General features: G+C 66.8%; 15 protein-coding genes. 7 read left to right on the forward strand and 8 right to left on the reverse strand.

Features of this window, described 5'->3' with window-relative positions; translation table 11 throughout:
- Window positions 1-45: 45 nt before the first annotated feature.
- Entirely contained in the window at window positions 46-1491 is a 1446-nt protein-coding gene (locus ACFX59_RS05300; RefSeq protein ID WP_387430331.1) for a PLP-dependent aminotransferase family protein, read from the forward strand.
- On the opposite strand, the gene ACFX59_RS05305 is transcribed toward ACFX59_RS05300, so the two are convergent.
- Window positions 1471-2388: a LysR family transcriptional regulator gene (locus ACFX59_RS05305; RefSeq protein ID WP_387430333.1), complete on the reverse strand. Its 918-nt coding sequence runs from the start codon at window positions 2386-2388 to the stop codon at window positions 1471-1473. The genes ACFX59_RS05300 and ACFX59_RS05305 overlap by 21 nt on opposite strands.
- 92 nt (window positions 2389-2480) lie before the next feature.
- Between ACFX59_RS05305 and ACFX59_RS05310 the strand changes: the two genes are divergently transcribed.
- Window positions 2481-3515: an aldo/keto reductase gene (locus ACFX59_RS05310; RefSeq protein ID WP_387430335.1), complete on the forward strand. Its 1035-nt coding sequence runs from the start codon at window positions 2481-2483 to the stop codon at window positions 3513-3515.
- 13 nt (window positions 3516-3528) lie between these two features.
- Window positions 3529-4692, forward strand: a complete 1164-nt coding sequence (locus tag ACFX59_RS05315; RefSeq protein WP_387430337.1) for an MFS transporter — start codon at window positions 3529-3531, stop codon at window positions 4690-4692.
- Between the two features lie 24 nt (window positions 4693-4716).
- On the opposite strand, the gene ACFX59_RS05320 is transcribed toward ACFX59_RS05315, so the two are convergent.
- The 3 genes from ACFX59_RS05320 to ACFX59_RS05330 are packed head-to-tail and all read right to left on the reverse strand — an operon-like array spanning window position 4717 to window position 7104.
- Window positions 4717-5253, reverse strand: a complete 537-nt coding sequence (locus ACFX59_RS05320) for a GNAT family N-acetyltransferase (RefSeq protein ID WP_387430339.1) — start codon at window positions 5251-5253, stop codon at window positions 4717-4719.
- A complete protein-coding gene (locus tag ACFX59_RS05325; protein WP_387430341.1) occupies window positions 5250-6167 on the reverse strand; it encodes a GNAT family N-acetyltransferase in 918 nt (305 codons plus the stop codon). The genes ACFX59_RS05320 and ACFX59_RS05325 overlap by 4 nt, the downstream gene beginning before the upstream one ends.
- 40 nt (window positions 6168-6207) lie before the next feature.
- Complete coding sequence (locus ACFX59_RS05330) at window positions 6208-7104, reverse strand: AraC family transcriptional regulator N-terminal domain-containing protein (RefSeq protein ID WP_387430343.1); 897 nt, start codon at window positions 7102-7104, stop codon at window positions 6208-6210.
- Window positions 7105-7254: 150 nt separating this feature from the next.
- On the opposite strand from ACFX59_RS05330, the gene ACFX59_RS05335 reads away from it, so the two are divergent.
- The gene (locus ACFX59_RS05335) at window positions 7255-8271 is read left to right on the forward strand and encodes an aldo/keto reductase (protein ID WP_387430345.1); all 1017 of its coding nucleotides are present in this window, start codon (window positions 7255-7257) and stop codon (window positions 8269-8271) included.
- 68 nt (window positions 8272-8339) lie between these two features.
- Here ACFX59_RS05335 and ACFX59_RS05340 read toward each other — a convergent pair whose 3' ends face one another.
- The 3 genes from ACFX59_RS05340 to ACFX59_RS05350 all read right to left on the reverse strand — a co-directional run bounded on the left by ACFX59_RS05340 (window position 8340) and on the right by ACFX59_RS05350 (window position 10001).
- Complete coding sequence (locus ACFX59_RS05340) at window positions 8340-9080, reverse strand: metallophosphoesterase family protein (protein ID WP_387430347.1); 741 nt, start codon at window positions 9078-9080, stop codon at window positions 8340-8342.
- Between the two features lie 106 nt (window positions 9081-9186).
- Entirely contained in the window at window positions 9187-9396 is a 210-nt protein-coding gene (locus ACFX59_RS05345; RefSeq protein ID WP_387430349.1) for a hypothetical protein, read from the reverse strand.
- Window positions 9393-10001 carry a hypothetical protein gene (locus ACFX59_RS05350; protein WP_309658569.1) on the reverse strand — a complete coding sequence of 203 codons (609 nt, stop codon included), beginning with the start codon at window positions 9999-10001 and terminating at the stop codon, window positions 9393-9395. Before ACFX59_RS05350 ends, ACFX59_RS05345 begins: the two co-directional genes overlap by 4 nt.
- Before the next feature lie 769 nt (window positions 10002-10770).
- Here ACFX59_RS05350 and ACFX59_RS05355 point away from each other — a divergent pair.
- The 3 genes from ACFX59_RS05355 to ACFX59_RS05365 all read left to right on the forward strand — a co-directional run bounded on the left by ACFX59_RS05355 (window position 10771) and on the right by ACFX59_RS05365 (window position 14283).
- Window positions 10771-12846: a S8 family serine peptidase gene (locus ACFX59_RS05355; protein ID WP_387430351.1), complete on the forward strand. Its 2076-nt coding sequence runs from the start codon at window positions 10771-10773 to the stop codon at window positions 12844-12846.
- 16 nt (window positions 12847-12862) lie between these two features.
- Window positions 12863-13525: a hypothetical protein gene (locus tag ACFX59_RS05360; protein WP_387430353.1), complete on the forward strand. Its 663-nt coding sequence runs from the start codon at window positions 12863-12865 to the stop codon at window positions 13523-13525.
- 92 nt (window positions 13526-13617) lie between these two features.
- On the forward strand, window positions 13618-14283 hold the full coding sequence (locus tag ACFX59_RS05365; protein ID WP_387430355.1) for a hypothetical protein: 666 nt from the start codon (window positions 13618-13620) through the stop codon (window positions 14281-14283).
- 277 nt (window positions 14284-14560) lie between these two features.
- On the opposite strand, the gene ACFX59_RS05370 is transcribed toward ACFX59_RS05365, so the two are convergent.
- A complete protein-coding gene (locus tag ACFX59_RS05370; RefSeq protein ID WP_387430357.1) occupies window positions 14561-15421 on the reverse strand; it encodes a hypothetical protein in 861 nt (286 codons plus the stop codon).
- Between the last annotated feature and the right edge of the window lie 678 nt (window positions 15422-16099).

Consider the following 16099-nt stretch of genomic DNA (forward strand, 5'->3'; position numbering starts at 1 on the left):
CTATCGCGCGACAACTGGCGCCGACAGATACACATCGGTACAAACATGCCGAACTGTATTGGTGAGATTGGCAGTACGATGGCGAGCGCCCCCGATGAAACCCGCACTGGCATGGTGGTCCGTGCGATCCGCGACCGGATCGATGCCCGCGCGCTGACGCCGGGCGCCCGGCTGCCGTCGATCCGCGCCATGGCCGAGACAAGCGGCGTCGCACGCTCGACGGTGGTCGAGGCCTATGATCGCCTCGCGGCAGAGGGCGTGATCCGATCGCGACCGGGATCGGGATTCTATGTTGCCGCGCCCTTGGCCCCGCTGGCGCTGGATCGGCTGGCCAGCACGAAGGAGCGCGAGGTCGACCCGCTCTGGATGCTGCGCCAGTCGTTGGGCGAGCGGCGCCACGAATTGATGCCGGGATGCGGCTGGCTGCCCGATGATTGGCTGGCGGGCGATGCCCTCCGCAAGGCGATGCGCGGGGCAGCGCGATCCGACGAGAACGGCACCCTGGCGGGCTATGCTTCCCCCTTGGGTTCGCCCCCGCTCAGGGCGTTGTTGGCGAGGCGGATGGCGGATCAGGGGATCGAAGCTGGCTCCGAGCAAATCCTGCTGACCGACAGCGGCACTCACGCGCTCGATCTGGTGTGCCGCTTCCTGCTTCAGCCGGGCGATACCGTGCTGGTCGACGACCCGTGCTATTTCAACTTTCTGGCACTGTTGCGTGCGCACCGCGCCAAGGTGGTCGGCGTGCCGATGACATCGACCGGGCCGGACGTCGCCAACTTCGCCGAGGCCGCTGCGACGCATCGGCCGCGCTTCTACCTGACCAACTCAGGCGTCCATAACCCGACCGGCGCGTCGCTCGCCGCCGCCACCGCGCACCGGCTGCTCAAGATCGCCGAAGCGCATGACATGGTCGTCGTCGAGGACGATATCTTTGCCGACTTCGAACACACGCCTTCGTCGCGTCTGGCCGCCTTCGACGGGCTCGACCGGACGATCCGTATCGGCAGCTTCTCCAAATCACTGTCGGCGGCCGTGCGCTGTGGCCATATCGCGGCCCGACCCGACTGGATCGAAGGACTGGCCGACCTGCGCATCGCAACGTCGATGGCGGGCAGTCCGCTCGCCGCCAACCTGCTGCACGCGGTGCTGACCGATGGCAGCTATCGGCGTCATGTCGACGGTGTCCGGACCCGGCTGGCCCGGGCCACGGCGCGGGTGGCGAAACGCCTGCGGGCCATCGGGATCGAGCCGTGGACCGATCCGGCGGCGGGCATCTTCCTCTGGGCGCGACTGCCGGACGGCGTCGATGCCGTTGAGCTTGCCCGGCGGGCGATCACGCAAGGTATCGTGCTCGCACCGGGGCCGGTGTTCAGTCCCAACGGAGGCTGGCGGGATCACATGCGCTTCAACGTCGCCATGAGCGACGACGATCGGCTGTACGCTTTCCTGGAAAAGGCCGTGTCGCACCCGCTACTCGAACCGGCTGGCTAGGCGCTCGACCAGGAAGTCGACGAACACCCGCACCCGTGCTGGCGTGGTTGAGCCGCCGACGAAGACCGCGTGGATCAGCTCGACGTCGCCCGGATTATAGTCCTCCAGCAATGGCACGAGCCGCCCGTCCGCGATCTCAGCCGCGACGCTGAAGCGGCCGACCCGGGTGACGCCGACCCCGGCAGCGGCGAGATGACCCAGCGTCTCACCATTGTTGGCGACGATGCCGCCCTCGACGGACAGGGCGAAATCCCGGCCGTCGCGGCGGAACGGCCAAGTCGGCTCGGCGCGGCGGAAGTTGAAGTTGAGGCAGTTATGGGCGTGCAGGTCCTCCGGGACCTTGGGCGTGCCTGCCCGCGCCAGATAGTCCGGTGAAGCGACAATCACCCGCCCGCCTTCGGACAATTTGCGCGCGGTGAGCCCGCTGTCCGCGAGCGGACCGAACCGGACGGCGACATCGGCCTGCCCGCCGGCCACATCGACCAGCGTGTCGGTCAGGGCGATATCGATCAGGATATGCGGATAGGCGCGCGCGAAGTCTCCGAGCAGCGGCACGACACACAAACGGCCATGCGCCAGCGCCGCACTGATCCGCAACCGTCCGCGCGGCGCGCCCTGGTCGGCGATCTGCTGCTCGGCATCGTCGAGATCGGCGAGGATGCGGCGGGCTGCGAGCAGATAAGCTTGCCCCTCGGCGGTCAGCGTCAACGCGCGGGTGGAACGGAGCAGCAGCCGCACGCCGAGCCGCGCCTCGATCCGGTCGATCGCCCGCGCCACCGCCGACGGCGTCAACCCGAGCGTGCGACCGGCGGCGGAGAAGCTGCCTTGCTCCACCACGCTCGCGAACAGGGCGAGAGACCGGGCGCGATCGTCATTACCGGTTATCTTTGCGTCCAAGGCATAGATCCTTTGCACCGGCGGGCGGTTCCGCCGGGCCGCTTCACCGTTCATCTATGCGCCTGACGAATGACATTCGCAAAGGAGGTGTCATGGAATATCGGCAATTGGGATCATCCGGCCTGCGCGTTCCGGCCCTGTCGTTCGGCGCGGTAACCTTCGGCGGCAAGGGCCCGCTGTTCAGCGCGTGGGGCACAAGCGACGCCGCCGAGGCGCGGCGGCTGGTCGACATCTGTCTCGACGTCGGCGTGACGCTGTTCGACACCGCTGACGTCTATTCGGATGGCGCGTCGGAACAGGTGCTGGGCGAAGCAATCGCGGGGCGGCGCGATGCCGTCCTCATCTCGACCAAGACCGGCCTGCCGATGGGGGACGGTCCGCAGGACTGGGGCGCGTCGCGGGCGCGGCTGATCGGCGCGGTCGAGGCGGCGCTGCGGCGGCTCGGCACCGACCGAATCGACCTGTTCCAGCTTCACGCCTTCGACGCCTCCACCCCAGCGGAGGAGGTGATGGGCACGCTCGACCGGCTGATCGCCGACGGCAAGGTCCGCTATGCGGGCGTCTCCAACTATCCCGGCTGGCAGATCATGAAGGCGCAAGCGCTGGCCGATCGTCATGGCTGGCCGCGCCTCGTCGCGCATCAGGTCTATTATTCGCTGATCGGCCGTGCGTATGAATGGGACCTGATGCCGCTGGCGGCGGACCAGGGTGTCGGTGCATTGGTCTGGAGCCCGCTCGGCTGGGGTCGGCTGACCGGCAAGATCGGGCGGGGACGGCCGATCCCGGCGGGCAGCCGGTTGCACGAAACCGCGCAGTTCGCGCCGCCGGTCGAGGACGAGCATCTCTACCGCGTCGTCGATGCGCTGGAGGCGGTGGCGGCCGAGGTGGGCAAGACCGTGCCTCAGGTCGCGATCAACTGGCTGCTGCGACGTCCGACGGTATCGTCGGTCATCATCGGCGCGCGCGACGAGGCGCAGCTGCGCGACAATCTCGGTGCGGTCGGCTGGGCGTTGTCGCCCGAGCAGGTGGCGGCGCTCGACGCCGCGAGCGACGTGCTGCCGCCCTATCCGCACACCCCATACCGGCAGCAGGAGGGTTTCGCCCGCCTCGCGCCGCCGATGGTTTGAGGGAGCCACGATCATGAAGTTCAACCTCGGATTGCTCGCGCTGGCGGTCGGCGCCTTCGGCATCGGCGTGACCGAGTTTGCGCCGATGGGCATGTTGCCGGTGATCGCGGCCGACCTGCACGTGTCGATCCCCGCCGCCGGGCTGCTGGTCAGCGCCTATGCGATGGGCGTGCTGATCGGCGCACCGCTGATGACGCTCACCACCGGGCGGATCGACCGACGGACATTGCTGATCGCGCTGATGGGCATCTTCACGCTCGGCAACGCGCTGTCTGCCGCGGCGGGCGGATACTGGATGCTGATGGCGGCGCGGGTCGTGACCTCGTTCAACCACGGCGCGTTCTTCGGCGTCGGATCGGTGGTGGCCGCGAGCCTGGTGCCGCCGGATAAGCGCGCAGGCGCGGTGGCGGCGATGTTCACCGGGCTGACCGTCGCCACGATCGGTGGCGTGCCGGCGGCGACCTGGGTCAGCGAGGCGGTCGGCTGGCGCACCGCGTTCGCCGGCATCGCGGGCGTTGGAGCGATTGCGATGCTATCGCTTCGTCTCGCCCTCCCACCGCTGCCCGCGACCGAGGGCGGCGACATGCGCGCCGAACTGCGCGTGCTGACGCGCGGGCCGGTGTTCATGGCGCTGGCCCTGACCACGATCGGCTTTGGCGGTGTCTTCACCGTCTTCACCTACATCGTCCCGATCCTGCGGGATGTGACGCATGGCTCAACCGGCTATGTCACCGCGATGCTGATGCTGTTCGGGGTAGGCGCGACGATCGGCAATGGCGTCGGCGGGCGGCTGGCCGACCGTTCGGTCGACCGGGCGCTCATGACCATGCTGGCGATCATGGCCCTGACGCTGCTCGCCTTCACGATTCTCATGCAATGGCCGGTGACCGCCGCCATCGCCATCCTGATCTGGGGCATCGCCAGCTTCGCGATCGTGCCGCCCTTGCAGATGCGGGTGATGGATGCGGCCTCGGACGCGCCGAACCTCGCCTCCGCGATGAATATCGGTGCCTTCAACCTTGGCAATGCGATCGGCGCGGCGCTGGGCGGCGGCGTGATCGGGGCTGGGCTGGGTTTGGCAACCGTGTCGCTGGCCGGTGCGGCGATGGCGGCAGTGGCTCTGGCGATGCTGCTGGCGTTCCGGCGTCAGCCGAGCGCCAAGGCCTGCCCGACCTGACGGGTGGGCGACGTAAGCCTTGGGTCACAGCCCCTTGCGCATCCGGGTCAACGGCACGACGACGCCATCGACCTGGGTATCGGCGCGCTCAACCGGCTCGTAACCGCAGGCCGCGTAGAGCGGCACACCGCCCGCCGTGCCCATCAGTTCGACGGCTGCGAAACCCTCCGCCCGTGCTGCTTGCTCACAGCGGTCGAGGATCATCCGGCCGATCCCACGCCGGACATGGTCCGGGTGGGTGTACATGGCGCGGATGCGTGCGGCGTCCTTGGCCGGATCGAGCAGCGCCGGGTCGCGCAGGTCGGTGCTATGGTCGCCGCCATAGAGGGTCGCGCGCCGGCTCCATCCGCCGCAGCCGACCGGCACGCCATGGTCCTCAACGACGAAATACGTGCCGTCGCGCACCAATTGGGTGTCGAGCCCCATCACCGAGCGGCTGGCGACGATCTGCGCCGGGGTCAGCACCGCCGCCTGACCGCGATCGATCGACAGCGTCATCAGGTCGCGAAGCGCCCCGAGGTCGGCTTCGGTCGCCAGGCGGATCGTCAGGCCGCCTGTCACGCCGCCAACTCCCGCCGCCAGGTCTCGCCTTGGAGCGGGACGCCGAACCGCTCGTGCATCGCCGTCTCGACACATGCGAAACCATGCGCGGCATAGAGGCGGCTTGCGGACTCCAGCACGCTGTGGGTCCACAGCGTCAACGCGCGATAGCCCGTTTCGCGTGCGAAGGTGACACAAGCGCCGACCAACGCATCGCCGATGCCCCGGCGGCGGGCAAAGGGCTCGACATGGAGGAGGCGCAGCCGGGCGATATCGTCGCCCTCGTCGGTGACGAAAACCGCGCCCGCCATCACCCCATCGATCTCGGCGACCCAGCATTGCTCGCGCTTGGGATTGAGGTCGCGCAGGAACGCCGCGGTCACCTCGCTTTCGATCACCTCCAGCTCGCGACCCCAGCCATGGCTTTCGGCATAGAGGAGCGACTGGCGCGCGGCGATCAGCGCGGGCTCGCCGGTGCGGAAGGGCCGGATCACGAACGGCCCACCCGAGGCAGGATCGAGCAGCAGCCGCGCGCGCGTCAGGGCTTCGACCAGATCGCGCCGCGCTTGTCCGTCCACGGCCGCGAGCAGATCGCCGACGGCATGGCTCTGGCGGTGGTCGAGCGTGCCGAAGGCCTCATGTCCCGCCTCGGTCAGCCGCAGGTCGCGCGCGCGGGCGTCGTCGTCACGGCGCACCCGCACGATCCAGCCGCGCTTTTCGAAGCGTGCGACCAGGCGGCTGAGATAACCCGCGTCCATGCCAAGCGTGTCCTGCAACACTCTAGCGGTGACGGGCTCGCGCGTCGCGATCTCGAACAGCAAGCGGGCTTCCGGCAGGCTCGCCTCGGTGCCGAGGAACCGCGCATCGAGCGCGCCGATCGTCTGGGTGTAGAAGCGGTTGAACCGGCGGATGGCGGTAATGTCTGCATCTTCCATGTCCACCATGCTGGATCAACTTACTTGACGGAGTCAAGTATCAGGGCAGTGCAGGCTCCGGCACCAGTTGCGCACGCATCGTCGCCGCGTCCCGACCGGGCGGTGCACCGAACAGGCGGCGATAGTCGCGGCTGAACTGAGACAGGCTTTCATAGCCGATCGCGAAGCCCACGCGCGCGACCTCCTCGGCGGCGATCAGGCGGCGGCGCGCTTCCTGCAAGCGGACCTGCTTCTGGAACTGCACCGGCGTCATCGTCGTCACCGCCTTGAAGTGGCGGTGGAAGCCGGGGACGCTCATGCCCGCCAGCGCGGCGAGGTCGGCCACGCGCAACGTCTCGGCATAATGGTTGCGGATGAACGCCGTCGCGCGCCCGATCCGCGCGGCATGGGTGTCGACCAGACCCATCTGGCACAGCGCCGGTCCCAACGTGCCGCCGAGCAGCCGCCAGACGATCTCGCGCCGGATCAGCGGGGCGAGCACCACCCGGTCGGCCGGATGGTCGAGTAGGTCAAGTAAACGCCTGAGAGGATCGCGCAGCGCCGGGTCATGGTCGCTCGTTGCCAGCGCGTTGAAGGCGGCGGCCGGGCCCGGCACGCTCACCTGCTCCGCCACCAGTTCGGCCACGGTCACGGGCTCGATCGCCAGCGACAGCGCCAGATAGGGCGCGTCGGCACTCGCCCGCACGATGCGTGACGTGACCGGCAGGTCGACCGAGGCGAGCAGGCATTGCCCCTCGGCATAATGATAGGGCGTCGGCCCCAGCATCGACATCTTCGCGCCCTGCACGACGAGGCAGAAGGACGGCCGATAGACCGTGCGGATGATGCCGGTCGGCTCCTCCGCGCGGGTGATGAGCAGGCCCGGGATCGGCGTTTCGCGACCATGGACGAACCAATGGCGTTCGATCAGCCGAGCAAGGTCAGACAACGTCGTCATGCCTTGCATGGTAGCGTCGCCACGCACCGAATGCACCGGCGCATGCTTCACTTTGATAGGATCGGGCAGGACTTTGATTGGATCGACGTCGCGGCGCCGAACGTTCGCGGCGTATCTCCGGCTCATCCATTCCAATAGGAGTATCGTCCCATGCGTATGCGCCAACTCGGCCATAGCGGCCTGTTCGTGTCCGAACTCTGCCTCGGCACCATGACCTTCGGCGGCAGCGAAGGCATCTGGGGCCAGATCGGCCAGCTTCGCCAGGACGAGGCGGACGCGCTGGTCCGGACCGCGCTCGATGCCGGGATCAACTTCATCGACACCGCCAATGTCTATGCCGGCGGTGAGAGCGAGCGGATCCTCGGCCAGTCGCTCAAGAACATCGGCGTCGCCCGCGACGATGTCGTGATCGCGACCAAGGTGCTGGGTCCGATGGGCGATGGTCCCAATGCGCGCGGCGCGTCGCGCGGCCATATCCTCAGCCAGTGCAAGCAGAGCCTCCAGCGGCTCGGCCTCGACCATATCGACCTCTACCAGATCCATGGCTTTGATCCCGCGACGCCGATCGAAGAGACGCTGGAGGCGCTCGATACGCTCGTCCGTCATGGTCACGTCCGCTATCTTGGCCTGTCCAACTGGGCGGCGTGGCAGGTGGTGAAGGCGGTCGGCATCGCCGAGGCGCGGCGGCTCGCGCCGATCCTGTCGCTCCAGGCCTATTACACGCTGATCGGGCGCGACCTGGAGCGCGAGATCGTGCCGATGCTGCGGTCCGAGAAGATCGGGCTGATGGTGTGGAGCCCGCTGGCCGGCGGGTATCTGTCGGGCAAATATGATGGCGAGGGCCAGGCGGCGGACGGGCGGCGCGCGAATTTCGACTTTCCGCCGGTCGATCGCACCCGTGGTTCGGTGGTGATCACCGAGATGCGCCGTATTGCAGAAGCGAAGGGCTGCACCGCCGCGCAGGTCGCGCTCGCCTGGCTGCTCCATCAGCCGGTGGTGACGAGCGTGATCGTCGGGGCCAAGCGGGTCGATCAGCTTACCGACAATATCGCCGCGACCCAGGTGTCGCTCGACGCGGACGATCTGGCTGCGCTCGATGCGGTGACCAAGCTGCCAGCGGAATATCCCGGCTGGATGCTCGAGCGCCAGGGCGGCTATCGCGCCTGACGGTCGCAGGTTCGGCGGGACGCTTTCTCGTCCCGCCACTCCGACCTAGCGTTCGAACAGGCGGCGGATCAGCCGGGCAGGAGACGGCCCGTCCGGGCGGCGTGGGCAAAGGCCGGAAAGCCGAAAGACTCCGCCTGACGCGCGGCGATTTCATAGTCATAGGGTACGCCGTGCAGTTGGGCCGCCCATCCGGCATTACGACGCTCGACGATGGCATAGCGCGCGAGCGGGCTACCCGCCTCCATGACATGCGGGGTCGCGCCCCAATCCCGGTAGCACGGCATCCCGACGCTACCGGGATTGACGATCAGCACACCATCGACCGCCACGATGCGCGGCGTGTGCGTATGCCCGCACAGCACCAGACTGGCCGACCCGATCCCCTTCAGGCGTGGCCGGATGGCAGGGTCGGCATCCAGTGTCGCGCGGCCGGACGTCACGTCCTCGAGCAGATATTCCAGATCCCCGCCCGCCGGGCTGCCATGGCAGGCGAAGACATCGCCGTCGCAGAGGGTGAGCGTCGCGGGCAGACCCTCGATCCAGGCCCAATGCTCTTGGGTCAGGAGCGGCCGCGCCAGAACGTCGAAGGCGCCGTCGCTGCCGTCCTGCAACTGGCGCTCGTGGTTTCCAGCGATGGTCAGATAATCGGAGCGCATCTGAAGCTCGGCGCTTCCCGCAGGATCGAAGGGGCCGGATACGAGGTCACCCAGATTGATGATCAGGTCGGGCGCGGCGGCAGTCATTGCGTCGCGGACAGCCTCCAGCGCGGCCAGATTTCCATGTGCGTCGGCAATGACCCCGATCTTCAAAACTTCCCCCTTTGGTTGATACGCAGCAGCATGGCGGGCACTTCCTCCAAACACCATGTACGCCGGACGCCCACCAGCAATTGCCGTTACCGTCGGCCACCGGCAGTCAGGGGCCGTCAAATAATGCTACCCATGCGTCGTCTCGTGCATGATCAAGAACGGATTCGCTATCTGGCGACACCGCCTCCTCGACCGCTGTGATTACCTGCCTGATTTCGGCGTTAAACGCGTCACTGTCGGACAGATCGATGATTTCTTCTTCGAGGAAATCGTCAATTAGCCGCAATTGCTCGAGATCCGCATCCATTTGCGTCACGGCAGGCTCCTGTCTCTCGTGGCGTTCATCAACACGCGCTTAAGCTGCCTTCGGCGCGACGCAAGTTCGGTTGCATCGACCCCCAACCGCCGCTGAAGATCGGCACCCTTCGCACCATCCAGTAGCGCATCGATCAACGCGACAAGGCGTGGGTCGCGATCAATCGCCTCGCGGATGGCAGTGATCGTGCGGCGGTAATATATGGCGTCATGGCCGACCTGCTCCGGCGAGGGCGCGGGTGACGCCAGATCGATGCCACCTTCACCGAATGTACCGATCAGAACGGGGCGGTGGCCCGCGATGTCAGCTTCACGGTCAGCCGAGGTCAGGCTGCGCATGATCCCGACCAGGAAGTCGGTGACGTTCCAGCTGCGCTGGCATTTGCGCCGCCCGTCGAGCGCCCGGATGAAGGCTTCCTGACGCAAGTCGGCGGCGAGAATATGCCTGTCGCGTGCCAGATAGCGAGAGGAGGCGATAAGCCGCTGCCGGTCAAAGTTGGGGAGTGCGCCCAGCATCACGCCGATCTCGGCCGGCGTATAGTGGCTGTCGGCGGCACGATCCTCGGCAGTTGAAGCAAGGTTGGGCAAAATGGCGATGCCTCTCAATCATAAAAGCGGACCTGCCGGCATATTCGGACAGGGAGGATGAAAAAATCGCTGCGATTGTCCGAATTTTCTTGGTCGTCCGCTTTATGGATTGAGTGATGCTGTTCCTGCTCGTTCGCCGAAGAGCCTCAGCAGCCGGCTCTCATCTTTTATGAGCGGGAGATTGCCCCGCCATGCCGCCTCGCCGAATTATGCGCAATGTCGTCAGCATGTTACGCCCGGCAGCGCCAAAGCCGCAGTTCAGCACTTGAGATTGTTAACCCGCCCGGCGTAGAGGTGGATTGTTCGCCAGCAGGCGGACCGAGGCGTGGAAACCTCGTCAGTAAGTAGCCGTATGCCCGGCCCGAACCAGTTTCGGCCGGGGAGCGGGCGTGTATGTCCAGGGCTTCTTCGGAGGCCTAAAGACGCTCGCGCCTGTCTTACTGCAGGTTTCCAATCTCCGGCTCACGGGCCGGCACCGCCTCGTTTCAACAGGGGCGGTGCCGCCGGCTGGGATCAGCCTGCCGGCACCGACGCGAACGGGGGTTCGAGCGTGGGTGCATATCATGGTTGCCGCAGCAGGCGGCTCGCCATCATCAGGAACTCGGCGGCGGTTGCGACCGCCATGATGCTCGGCGCCTGCGGTGGCGGCGGAAGCGTCAACTCCCCCGGAACGACGCCGGTCGTCACCCCTACACCAAGTCCGACGCCTGCGCCGACCCCGGCTCCGACACCCACCCCTACGCCTGCGCCGACCGCCGAGGATGCGAAGAGCGCGGCTGCCGTCGGTATGAAGGCCGACTATGCCTACGCGCGGGGGATCACGGGCAAGGGCGTGACGATCGCGATCGTCGACACCGGCATCGACCGCGATGGCCCGGAATTCGCCGGCCGCATCTCGGCCGACAGCACCGGGTTCGATCAGAAGGTCGCCCGCTGCGCGACCTGTCCGGGCGAGACGATCCGGTTCGAGCTCGACGACAAGGACGGCCACGGCAGCAAGACCGCTGCGGTCGCAGCCGGTGCGCGCGATGGCAATGGCATGCACGGCGTGGCCTATGACGCCACCATCCTGGCACTGAAGATCAGCGGTCCGAACCTCGAGGGCATCACCGCGGGTTCGACCGGCCCGATACCCGAATCGTATGCGCCGAACGTCGCCTTGATCGCGCCGGCGATCAGGTATGCGGTCGACAAGGGGGCCTTCGTGATCTCGATGAGCATCAACGGCTCGGGTGGCGGCGAGCAGATGGCCGCTGATCTGAAGTCGGCGATGGATCTGGTACGCGGCGGCAACCGGTTGTTCGTCGAGTCGGTGACGAACAGCGTCGGCGAAGACAGCTTTTCGGGCAAGGTCGCGGAGAACCTCGTCGGCAAGGACCTGTCGAACAAGGACTGGTTCCTGTTCGGCATCCGCGTCGATGCGAACCTGCAGCCGCCCAGCGGCAACGGCACGCCAGGCGCATTGGCGGACCGCACCCTGTCGGTCGTAGCGAGCAACGTCGCCACCGTGGACCAGAATGGTCAGCAGGTCGTCGTGACGGGCAACAGCTTCGCGGCGCCGGGGATAGCGGGTGCCGCGGCCTTGCTGAAGCAGTACTGGCCGCAGCTCGGCGGCAAGGAGATCAGCCGCATCATGCTCGACACGGCGACTGATCTCGGCGCGCCCGGGGTCGATCAGGTCTACGGCGTGGGTCTGCTGAACGTCGAGAAGGCGATGCAGGCGCAGGCACCGGCAATGTCGTTCGCCGCTGCACGGACGGTGCTGACGCGCTATTCATCGTTGGTCGTGTCCGCGCCGTTCGGCGGTGCGGCGGGAGCGGCTGACCTCGGCTCTCGTACGTCGACCATGACCGTATTCGACCGCTACGGCCGGGACTACCTGATGACGGCGCCCAGCAGCATCCGGGCGCGGTCCTCCGGCCTGCTCGCGGGAGGGCTCGCCGCATCCGCATCTGCCTATCCCCTTCGGTCCTCGTCGTGGTCGGACGCGAAACTGGGCATCGCGACGACGACGACGACAGGACCCTGGCAGGCCGCTGCGTCCGGCCGACCGGCGATGGTGACGTTCTCGCCGGCTGCAGGTCAGACGGTCACGCTGGGCGCGAACGTCGCCGTGGGTCCGGGTGTCGCCTCCTCGCTCGCCGGTTCGTATCTGCGCGGCACCATCGGGCAGCCGATCGGCATGTCCTCCGAGTGGTCCATCGGCGGCTGGTCGGCTTCGTTCGCCTCAGGTTCCTCCATCGCCGCGTCGCCCTCGTCATTCCGGCGCGGGTCGCGGAGCCGCGAGGCCGGCCTGCGCACAGTGGCGATCTTCACCCCGTTCGGTCTCGGCCTGGAGGTATCGGAACTCGTCGAGCGGGGTCAGGTGCTCGGGTTGCGGGACGATGCGGGGGCCGGTGCGGGCGATGCCCGGACCTTGCTGGCGACCACGACGCTGCGCCGGAACTTCGCGGGCATGCAGCTGTCCGGTCGCGCCACCGTCGGCAGCAGCAGCGCCGCCGACGCGGTCGCAGGCGTCCGTTTCGATGGTCGCATCATCAGCACCGCCTTCGCGGTCGAGGGAGCGCGTCCGCTGTTCGGCGGACTGGCCACGCTCGGCCTGTCGTCGCCGCTGCGCGTCGAGCGGGCGCGGGCGTCGCTGCTGGTGCCGGTCGCCTATGATCTGATGTCGGGTGCACTCGCTGAAGAAAGCCGGACCTTCGATCTGTCGCCGACCGCGCGGGAGCTCGATCTCGAGCTCGGCTGGTCGACCGCGCTGGCACCGTCCTCAACGCTGCGTTTCGGCGTCGCCCGTGCCTTCGACGCCGGTCATGTCCGCGGCGGGTCAGACGTCGCCGCCTTCTTCAACCTCGTCGTCCGCTGAATCGCAAGGAACGCCCATGTCCAGATCATCCATGTCCGCCGCTGTCCTGATCTTCGCAACCGCCACCGGCTTGAGCGGGTGCGGCCAATCCAAAGCCCCGAGCAAGGAGGCGTTCGCCGCCGCGCTCGATCCCGTCGTCCGCGATGTCTTCTGCCACCCGATCGACGTGATGCGGTACGAGGTCGAGGGCGAGCCTGGCGGATTGGGGTTCCCGATCGTTACCTCGCCAAAGCCGACGCTCGCAGGACGGGGTTCCGACGGGAAGGCGGTCGCGATGCTGGACAGTCTGGCCAGCGTCGGGCTCGTCACGCGCACGCCGTTCGAGAAGCCGGCGCGGTGGAGCGGTTCGGACAACGCGTTCGTGCGCCAGCCACTGATCTCGTACGCACCGACCAAGAAGGGTGCGCCGTATCTTCACGCGGTCGAGCGCAAGGCGACGAACGCCATGGTTTCGGTGCCGTCGCTCTGCCTCGCGAAAGGCGAGGTTGTCGACGTGGTGCGTTGGACCGAGCCGACCGACTTTGCCGGTCATCGGGTCAGCCAGGTCACCTATACCTATCGCGGTGTCGATCCGATCCCGGTCATGCCGCCGGGAGAACAGGCGCAGATGGCCGAGCAGAAGGAGGCGACGACGGCGTTCGAGCTGCAGAGTGACGGCTGGCGTCCGATGCCGCGCTGACGATCGATGTGACTGTCACCATCCCATTCATTTCGACCGACACCATGACCCAGGCGCCGAGCGCCGGGTCGTCAAGGAACACCATGATGCAAATGACCAAGGCTGCTGCCATCGGTGCCGTAATGGCGTTGTCGCTCGCCACCGCTCCCGCCATGGCGCAGAAGGCGCGATTGGCCGCACAACCCGCGTCTTCCGCTAAACCGTTGGCGATGGACGTCGCCGGCGTCCGCCTCGGGATGCCGCTGGCCGCGGTACAGGCAGCGCTGGCGGGGACCTACCGGTGCTCGACATACCAGTCGGCCTCGTTCCGGCAACTCGTCGAGCGAGAGATCCGCAAGCGCAAAGGCATCCCCGACGGCTTCGGCCCGGATGGCACGGCCGTTGGTGAGCTGACCTGCCAGGGTCCTGCTGGTGAGCATCTCCGCCTGTTCATGGCGCAGACGCCGACGGGGGAGATCGTCGACCGGATCGACCTGACGGTGTCGACCAACCGCGTCGATCCGGCGACTCTCCTTGCGCAGGTCGAGGCCAAGTACGGGCGGCCAACTGAGGGCGTCCCGTCGAACGGATCGTGGTGCACGGGACGATGCGGCGGCGATCTGACCATGGAGCCCAATCCGCGCATCACCGTCAGGTCCGACGCCTGGTCGCTCAAGATATTCGGCACCCGCGGGCGAAACGCGCGTCTTGCCGATGAGGCGGCGGTAAAGGCGGCGGCCGCGCGCGAAGCACCGGCTGCGGCGCGCGGCGCTTTTTAAAATCGACTGTAAAGACGTTTGCGTCTTTGCTGCTGGCGCTGCTCGCGACGTTGCCGATGGCGATCGCCGCGCCGGTCACAAATGCCATGCCAAGGGGCGTAGCACCGCGCACGGCAGACGGGCCTAGCTATGCTGCCGCCACGCCCCATGCGGATGGTGGTGAAGGCAGCATTCGCTGGAACCGGCTGCTCGTGATCGCGGGCTGCGGGTAGAAGCAGGCGTCTGCAGTCGACGCGATCGGCTTGGGAAGATGGTAAGCCGCCACGGCGATCTACAATTACTCCAGGTGTTCCGACCGACCGAGGATTTCGTGACGCGCGGCTGCGCTATCCGGCCTGACGGAGTTCTTGGCCTCGTTTTGCGAGCGCAGCTTTCGGCCTTTGGCGCGGGCAGCGGCTTCACGCGGCTGATGTTTGTCGACGACGGATTTGATCGCGTTCCGCAAGTCCACCTCGAACTCCCTGTCACCCGCCCAGAAATCGAGTGCGGCATGCAGCTTCTTCGACAGCTCGACGCGTTCCTCCCTGACCTTTTGTTCCAGCGCCTTGCGGCTAGGTTCGTGATCTTCAAGGATCAACTCGTTTTCCATTTCATCGGCTGGGACATGGGGGCTGACAACGCGCATCAACGTCCACGCCGGCCCCATGGCGAAAACCGGCGTCACCAGCGACGTGATCTGCTCCATCAGCGCCCATGCGATGAGTGAGGACTCGAATTCGAGGGCTGATGCCGCCACCGACTGCGCTGCCGAGAGTTCACGTTCGGCTTTGGCAATCCGGTCCCGCGCTGCGGTGACCCGTTTCGAAGCGCGCTCGATCTCCCGCTTGGTATTCACCTGTGAGACGTGCGGCTTCTCTGGCACGCGCGGCGCAAAAGGTTCGGGACCGCCTGACAGCCACCGAAGCCAAAGTTCCGGGTCAGCCTGGGGCGGCCGGAACTTCATGACCATTTCCCGCAGATAGGCTTCGCGCTCGGCATAGCCCTGCAGATTGTCGACCGCGCGCATGCCAGCGCTTCCACCACCTGCGGGATCCGAAGCCAGTTTGCGGACCAGAGCCAGGACCCTGGCGGTGATCTCCGGCTCTACCACAGCTCCGGTCGAGCGTACCGCATCCCCATCTTCGATTGGCTCGGCCATCCCCGCTCAACCTTCCCATTCTGACGGTCGCGTCGTGGAGCGACGGGACCGACGCGTCTTCGCGGGGCGCGAGACCGTTCGCCGCGCACCGCCATGACGCTGGCATAGCCTGCACATCGTTGAGGAAGTCTGACATACCTTTCGCCGCGTTCCGGGCGGCCTGCGGCCGGTATGTCAGAACGAACGCGATTTCGACGAAATCGCGAAATCTGGGTATGTCAGGAGCCCTGATTTGTCACACCAGATTTTGAAGGCGCAATACCGTAAAGTTGGGGAACCCCAACTTTACCGCCCCTCCCGGCTTCCTGAAGGCCGGAGAGGAGCGTTGCGCTCCGTCTGCGACGGAGAGGTGTCAGCTATGCGGTGGCTATCTGACATACCTCGGCCATCGGCCTGCGGGGTCCTCCACCGTGCGTAGGCACGGTTCCGGAAGGCGCAAGACCAAAGATGGTTGGTACGAACGACTTGCAGGCGCGAATGCCCAAAGGTGCGACGTCGTGCAGTCGTTGAAGGAAACGCTGGCGAAGATGGAAGGGGCGGCACGCGCCGAAGCTGGGCAGCCAGATAGTCAGCGGTTGCCGTGTCACCTGGGTCGGTGGTTCTGCTGCATCCAAAAGCGTGCGCCGCCAGCCTGGATGGTGACGAGGATGAAGGAAGCCGGAATTTTGAGCCCTGAAG

It is taken from the genome of Sphingomonas sp. NCPPB 2930 (genome assembly GCF_042867205.1).
In the GTDB taxonomy this organism is placed as follows: Bacteria; Pseudomonadota; Alphaproteobacteria; order Sphingomonadales; family Sphingomonadaceae; genus Sphingomonas.

Coding starts and splice junctions, on each gene's coding strand:
- ACFX59_RS05355 (WP_387430351.1), top strand. CDS start 10,771: ATGAAGGCCGACTATGCCTACGCGCGGGGGATCACGGGCAAGGGCGTG.
- ACFX59_RS05310 (WP_387430335.1), top strand. CDS start 2,481: ATGGAATATCGGCAATTGGGATCATCCGGCCTGCGCGTTCCGGCCCTG.
- ACFX59_RS05365 (WP_387430355.1), top strand. CDS start 13,618: ATGACCAAGGCTGCTGCCATCGGTGCCGTAATGGCGTTGTCGCTCGCC.
- ACFX59_RS05330 (WP_387430343.1), bottom strand. CDS start 7,104: ATGACGACGTTGTCTGACCTTGCTCGGCTGATCGAACGCCATTGGTTC.
- ACFX59_RS05315 (WP_387430337.1), top strand. CDS start 3,529: ATGAAGTTCAACCTCGGATTGCTCGCGCTGGCGGTCGGCGCCTTCGGC.
- ACFX59_RS05335 (WP_387430345.1), top strand. CDS start 7,255: ATGCGTATGCGCCAACTCGGCCATAGCGGCCTGTTCGTGTCCGAACTC.
- ACFX59_RS05300 (WP_387430331.1), top strand. CDS start 46: ATGCCGAACTGTATTGGTGAGATTGGCAGTACGATGGCGAGCGCCCCC.
- ACFX59_RS05325 (WP_387430341.1), bottom strand. CDS start 6,167: ATGGAAGATGCAGACATTACCGCCATCCGCCGGTTCAACCGCTTCTAC.
- ACFX59_RS05370 (WP_387430357.1), bottom strand. CDS start 15,421: ATGGCCGAGCCAATCGAAGATGGGGATGCGGTACGCTCGACCGGAGCT.
- ACFX59_RS05360 (WP_387430353.1), top strand. CDS start 12,863: ATGTCCAGATCATCCATGTCCGCCGCTGTCCTGATCTTCGCAACCGCC.